This window comes from Streptomyces sp. NPDC014623 (assembly GCF_043088245.1).
Taxonomy (GTDB): Bacteria; Actinomycetota; Actinomycetes; order Streptomycetales; family Streptomycetaceae; genus Streptomyces.
The window spans coordinates 1-5,156 of sequence record NZ_JBIBZU010000055.1 but is presented as its reverse complement, the minus strand read 5'-3'; the positions used below and the strand labels follow the sequence as shown (position 1 = coordinate 5,156).

At 70.4% G+C, this 5,156-nt stretch carries 5 protein-coding genes and 1 pseudogene; 4 read left to right on the top strand and 2 right to left on the bottom strand.

All coding sequences use genetic code 11. The features are described 5' to 3' along the window. Together ACF1FZ_RS34965 and ACF1FZ_RS34960 are read right to left on the bottom strand one after the other, a co-directional pair. Window positions 1-365, bottom strand: a pseudogene (locus ACF1FZ_RS34965) (glycosyl hydrolase); the annotation flags it as partial. 304 nt (window positions 366-669) lie between these two features. Further along, window positions 670-921: a hypothetical protein gene (locus tag ACF1FZ_RS34960; RefSeq protein WP_391777394.1), complete on the bottom strand. Its 252-nt coding sequence runs from the start codon at window positions 919-921 to the stop codon at window positions 670-672. Window positions 922-1,289: 368 nt separating this feature from the next. Between ACF1FZ_RS34960 and ACF1FZ_RS34955 the strand changes: the two genes are divergently transcribed. Genes ACF1FZ_RS34955 through ACF1FZ_RS34940 form a run of 4 tightly spaced genes read left to right on the top strand, consistent with a single transcriptional unit; the run spans window position 1,290 to window position 4,992 of the window. Then, window positions 1,290-2,216: an ATP-binding cassette domain-containing protein gene (locus ACF1FZ_RS34955; protein WP_391777393.1), complete on the top strand. Its 927-nt coding sequence runs from the start codon at window positions 1,290-1,292 to the stop codon at window positions 2,214-2,216. Further along, a complete protein-coding gene (locus tag ACF1FZ_RS34950) occupies window positions 2,213-3,001 on the top strand; it encodes an ABC transporter permease (RefSeq protein ID WP_391777392.1) in 789 nt (262 codons plus the stop codon). Before ACF1FZ_RS34955 ends, ACF1FZ_RS34950 begins: the two co-directional genes overlap by 4 nt. A gap of 60 nt (window positions 3,002-3,061) precedes the next feature. Beyond that, a complete protein-coding gene (locus ACF1FZ_RS34945) occupies window positions 3,062-4,327 on the top strand; it encodes a sensor histidine kinase (RefSeq protein WP_391777391.1) in 1,266 nt (421 codons plus the stop codon). Then, window positions 4,324-4,992, top strand: a complete 669-nt coding sequence (locus ACF1FZ_RS34940) for a response regulator (RefSeq protein WP_391777390.1) — start codon at window positions 4,324-4,326, stop codon at window positions 4,990-4,992. Before ACF1FZ_RS34945 ends, ACF1FZ_RS34940 begins: the two co-directional genes overlap by 4 nt. Window positions 4,993-5,156 lie beyond the last annotated feature (164 nt).

The window sequence follows — 5,156 nt, the reverse complement described above, 5'->3', positions numbered from 1 at the left end:
CCGACGCGGAGTGAGGGCCGCTCCTGCCGCCACTCGTCGTAGATGACCGGTACCCGTCCGTACAGCCGCAGCCATGAGTCGCCGTCATCGTCACCCACACCGGACATGCGCGCGGTGACGGTGAAGTCGCCATCGGACCTAAGATGCGGGCCGGCCAGGTTCAGCGGGGGGTTGGGCTGGCCGCCGGAGGAGTCCTGCTCCACGATGTGCCGATCCGATGCGCTGACCCGCAGGATGTCGTTCCGCGCGGTGGTGCCCGGCATCTGCGTCCAGTCGTGGTTCCGCAGCAGGTCTTCGTCGTTTCCGCCGCCCGCGCCTTCGCCCCGCCCCGTGCACCCGGCCGCCACCGCCATGACGAGCACCACGGCGGTCAGTCGCTGCCACGTCCCCCCACCAAGGCCCACGGTCCCTCCCACTCCCTTGTTCGAGACGAGATCATTGTCTCGAAGCCAGGCCACAGTTCATCACGCATGAGGTACGGCGGCCTTGTGTGGCACGTCCCAGCTCGTGTGGCGGAGCGGGCCCGGATCGTTGCGGCCTGCGCGGAAGGCGCATCCAACACGCGTGTGCCAGCGAACTTCAGGGTTTCCACGGAGACGGTACGCAAGTACGCTCACGGTTCGCTGGCCGGCGGATGGTGGGACTGGCGGACGAGCCGCGGCCAGGCCGTCACAAGTCGGAACTGGTACTCAGCGAGGCTGAGCGTACGGAGTTGACGCGCTGGTCGTGACAGGCGATGACGACCGGGCCGGGATCGGCGCCGGGGCTGTTGGTGTCGACATAGGTGATGCACTGCCTGCACGCCGGCACCACGCCTGACGAGAAAACCAGGCAGGCTCGGCGCCATCGCAGGCTCCTGCCCTCACCGGCCGCGGACAGCCGGTCCCGCAAGGCGTTCTCCATACCTGCATCGAATCCCACGTGCCACCCTCTCGAGCGACCGTGACCTACTCAACTTCGACCCCCTGTCAAACGCCCCTGGCGGAACAAAACGCTCTTTCAGCACGCTCGGCGGAGCCCTCCGACAGCGGGCCCACCGGCGTTCCCGGCCGGTCGGCGACCGGTTCAGAGCGACGGGGAAGGAGCGCACGCGCTCCTCGGCGCTCACAGCAGGCCGTGAGGCCGCCGGGGAGCGCGTGCGAGAGAGAGCCGGGGCGGACAACCCCCGCGCGGTGACGACAGCGACGCGCTCAGCCCGTTCTCGGCGTCGTACCCAGGTACTACCGCAGACCTCACCCCAAGCCCCCGGTCGGACGACCGCCCCTCGCGTCCTCCGTAGCGTCGACGACATGATCAGGGCATACGAACTCACCAAACGGTACGGGGGCACGACCGTCGTCCACGGCCTCGACTTCACCGTGCGGCCGGGCACCGTCACCGGCTTCCTCGGCCCCAACGGAGCGGGGAAGTCGACCACCATGCGCATGCTGCTCGGACTGGACGCCCCCACCCGCGGCCGGTCCACCATCGGCGGCCGCGCCTACACCACCCACCCCGCGCCGCTCACCGAGGTCGGGGCCCTCCTGGAAGCCCGCTCGGCCCATCCGGGGCGTACCGCCTTCAACCACCTCATGGCACTCGCCCACACCCACGGCATCCCCCGCAGCCGCGTCGAACACGTCCTGGACCTGGCCGGGCTCACCGGAGCCGCCCACAAGAGGATCAAGGGCTTCTCGCTCGGGATGGGGCAGCGTCTCGGTATCGCGGCCGCGCTCCTCGGCGACCCTGCGGCCCTCATCCTCGACGAACCGGTCAACGGGCTCGACCCCGAAGGCGTCCTCTGGATCCGCAACCTGCTCACGTCCCTCGCCGCGGAGGGCCGGACCGTCCTCGTCTCCTCCCACCTCATGAGCGAGATGGCCCTCACCGCCGATCATCTCGTCGTCATCGGCCGCGGCCGGCTCCTCGCCGACACCACCGTCGGCGACCTGATCCGCACCGCGGGCGGCGCCTCGGTCAGGGTCGTCACCCCGCAGGCCGACGCCCTGCGCACCCTGCTGGCCGGACCCGGTGTACGGATCACCACCGGCACCACCGACGAACTGACCGTCCACGGAACCGACTCCGTACACATCGGCCGCACGGCCGCCGCCCACGCCATCCCGCTTCACGAACTCACCCCGCAGACCGTCTCCCTGGAACAGGCCTTCATGGACCTCACCCAGGAATCCGTCGAGTACCGGACGGCCGCACCCCTGACCGGAGTCCTCGTATGACCACCGCGACCGCGCCCTCCCCGTACCGCGTCACCCCTCGTCGTGTCATGCGCTCCGAGTGGCACAAACTCTGGTCCCTGCGATCGACCTGGGTCACCATCCTGTCCGCGGCCGCCGTCATCCTCGGTGTCGGACTCCTCATGGGCGCCACCTACACCTCGGGGGGCGGCGACGCCGACATCGACACCGTCGTCCTCGTCCTCTTCGGCACCCAGCTCGGCCAGATGTGCCTTGCGGTCCTCGGCATCCTCGTCACAGCCGGCGAGTACTCCTCCGGGATGATCCGGGCATCGCTCACCGTCGTACCCCGCCGCCTCCCCGTCCTGTGGGCCAAGGCCGCGGTCTTCACCGTCGTCGCCTACGCCTCGATGTTCGCCACCGCCCTGATCACGTTCCCCGCCGCGCAACTGTTCCTGCACGACACCGACAAGGCCGCCGCTCTCACCGACCCGGGCGTCCTCGGAGCGATCGCGGGCAGCGCGGCCGCCGTCACCCTGCTCAGCGTGATCGCCCTCGGCCTCGGCGCCACCCTGCGCTCCGTGCCCGGCAGCATAGGGGCGTACATCGGCGGTGTCCTGATCCTGCCCGAGGTCCTCGGCATGCTTCCGTACGATGCCGTGGACAGCGCGCTGAAGTACTTCCCGACGCAGGCCGCCGGGGTACTCGGTTCGGCCACACCTCTCCCGGACGCCGCGGCCACCGGTCCGGCGCTGCTGGCCCTGTGTCTGTGGGCCGGTGCTGCCCTGGGCGCCGGCGCGGTGCTCCTGCGCCGCAGGGACGCGTAACGGGACGATGCGGTACGGCGGAGGGGCGAAGCGGTGACGGACGGACCGAGGACGGGCAGGGTGAGTGACGGGAAGACCCCGCCCCCAGGGCACCTGACCACCGGCACCGCGCCGCTGACCCCGTACATCCAGGACCTCCTGCAACGGCTCAAGGCCTTCGACCGCCGCCGGCCGATGATGTGGGACCTCTCGGTCACCGGCTTCTGGGTCGTCGTCGCGGTGCTCGACTACGGCACCGGAGGGTGGCGCAATGTCGCCCGGAACGTGGATGTGCCGGAGCCACTGGTCCTGCTGATGAGCCTCTGCTTCTCCGTCCCCCTGTTGTGGCGCCGCCGCCGGCCGATGGCCGTGCTCGCCCTGATGGCACCGGCCTCCCTGCTCAACATCTGGACGGGCGCCGTCGTCCAGGCCGCACTGCTCCAACTGATCCCCGCCTACACGATCGCCCTGCGGCTGCCCCTCAAGAACCTGGCCCGGGCAGGGCTGCTGATGTGCCTGCCCGCCGCCGCCGGAGCGATCGCGATCCGCGGCACCGCGGACCGGCAACTCGTCTCCTACCTGTGGGCGTTCGCCTTCGTCACCCTGCTCGCGATGGCGGTACGCACACGCCGGGAGTACACCGAGGCCCTCGTCGAACGCGCCCACCGGCTCGAACACGAGCGCGACCAGCAGGCCCAACTCGCGGCAGCTGGTGAACGCGCCCGTATCGCGCGGGAGATGCACGACATCATCGGCCACAACCTGTCCGTCATCACCGGCCTGGCCGACGGCGGGGCGTACGCCGCGGCCAAGAACCCGGAACGCGCGGGCCAGGCGCTCGAAGCCATCGGCACCACGAGCCGCCAGGCCCTCGCGGAACTACGCCGCGTGCTCGGCGTCCTGCGCGAACCGGCCCCGTCCGCCGACCTCACACCCCAGCCCTCACTCGCGGACCTGGACACCCTGCTGACCGGCGTACGGGAGGCGGGGCTGCCCGTCGGGCTGACCGTCCACGGCAGCCCCCCGCCCGTCCCCGTCTCGCCCGGCCGGCAGCTCGCCGTGTACCGCGTGGTCCAGGAATCCCTCACCAACACCCTCAAGCACGCGGGCCCCCAGGCCTCGGCCGAGGTCACCCTCACCTACACGCCCACCGGACTGGAGGTACGGGCCACGGATTCGGGTGGTGGCCCGCGACCCCCTCGGAACGAGACCTCCTCCCACGGACGGGGCATCAGCGGAATGCGTGAACGAGCCTCGCTCTACAACGGCACACTCGAATCAGGCCGGCACCCCGCAGGCGGCTGGCAGACCAGGCTTCGCCTTCCCCTGGAGGACGCACCCCCGTGACGACGGTACTCATCGCCGACGACCAGGCCATGCAACGCTTCGGCTTCCGCATGCTGCTGGAGAGCCAGGACGACATGACAGTCGTCGGTGAAGCAGCGAACGGTACGGAGGCGGTGAACATGGTCGCCCGCCACCACCCGGACGTCGCCCTCATGGACATCCGGATGCCAGGCCTCGACGGCATCGAGGCGACGCGCCGCATCATCACGTCCGGGGCCCGCACGAGGATCCTCATCGTGACGACGTTCGACCTGGACGAGTACGCCTACGACGGCCTGCGGGCCGGGGCGAGCGGCTTCCTGGTCAAGGACGCGATGCCGGAAGAGCTCCTCTCCGGCATCCGGGCCGTCGCGAGCGGTGACGCAGTCGTCGCCCCGAGCCTGACCCGCCGGCTCCTGGACGCCTACGTGCACCATCTGCCGCCCGTGCCCGGCGCCGGCCCCGTGCCGGGAGACCCGCGCATCGCCTCACTGACGGAGCGGGAGCGGGAGATCCTCACTGTCATAGGACAGGGCTGGACCAACACCGAGATCGCCACACGCCTCCACCTCGCCGAATCGACGGTGAAGACGCACGTCACGCGCGTCCTCGCCAAGACGGGCTCCCGCGACCGAGTCCAGGCCGTCATCCTGGCGTACGACACCCGGCTGGTGAACCAGCGCTGACCCTGCGGGCCCGGTAGCCCCGGCACGGCTCGCCGGTCCCGTCGGCCGGGCTCACGCACCAATCGGATATCAGAACGCAGAAAAGCCCCGTGCCACAAGGGCACGGGGCTTTCCCGGAATAATTGTTCGGCGGCGTCCTACTCTCCCACAGGGTCCCCCCTGCA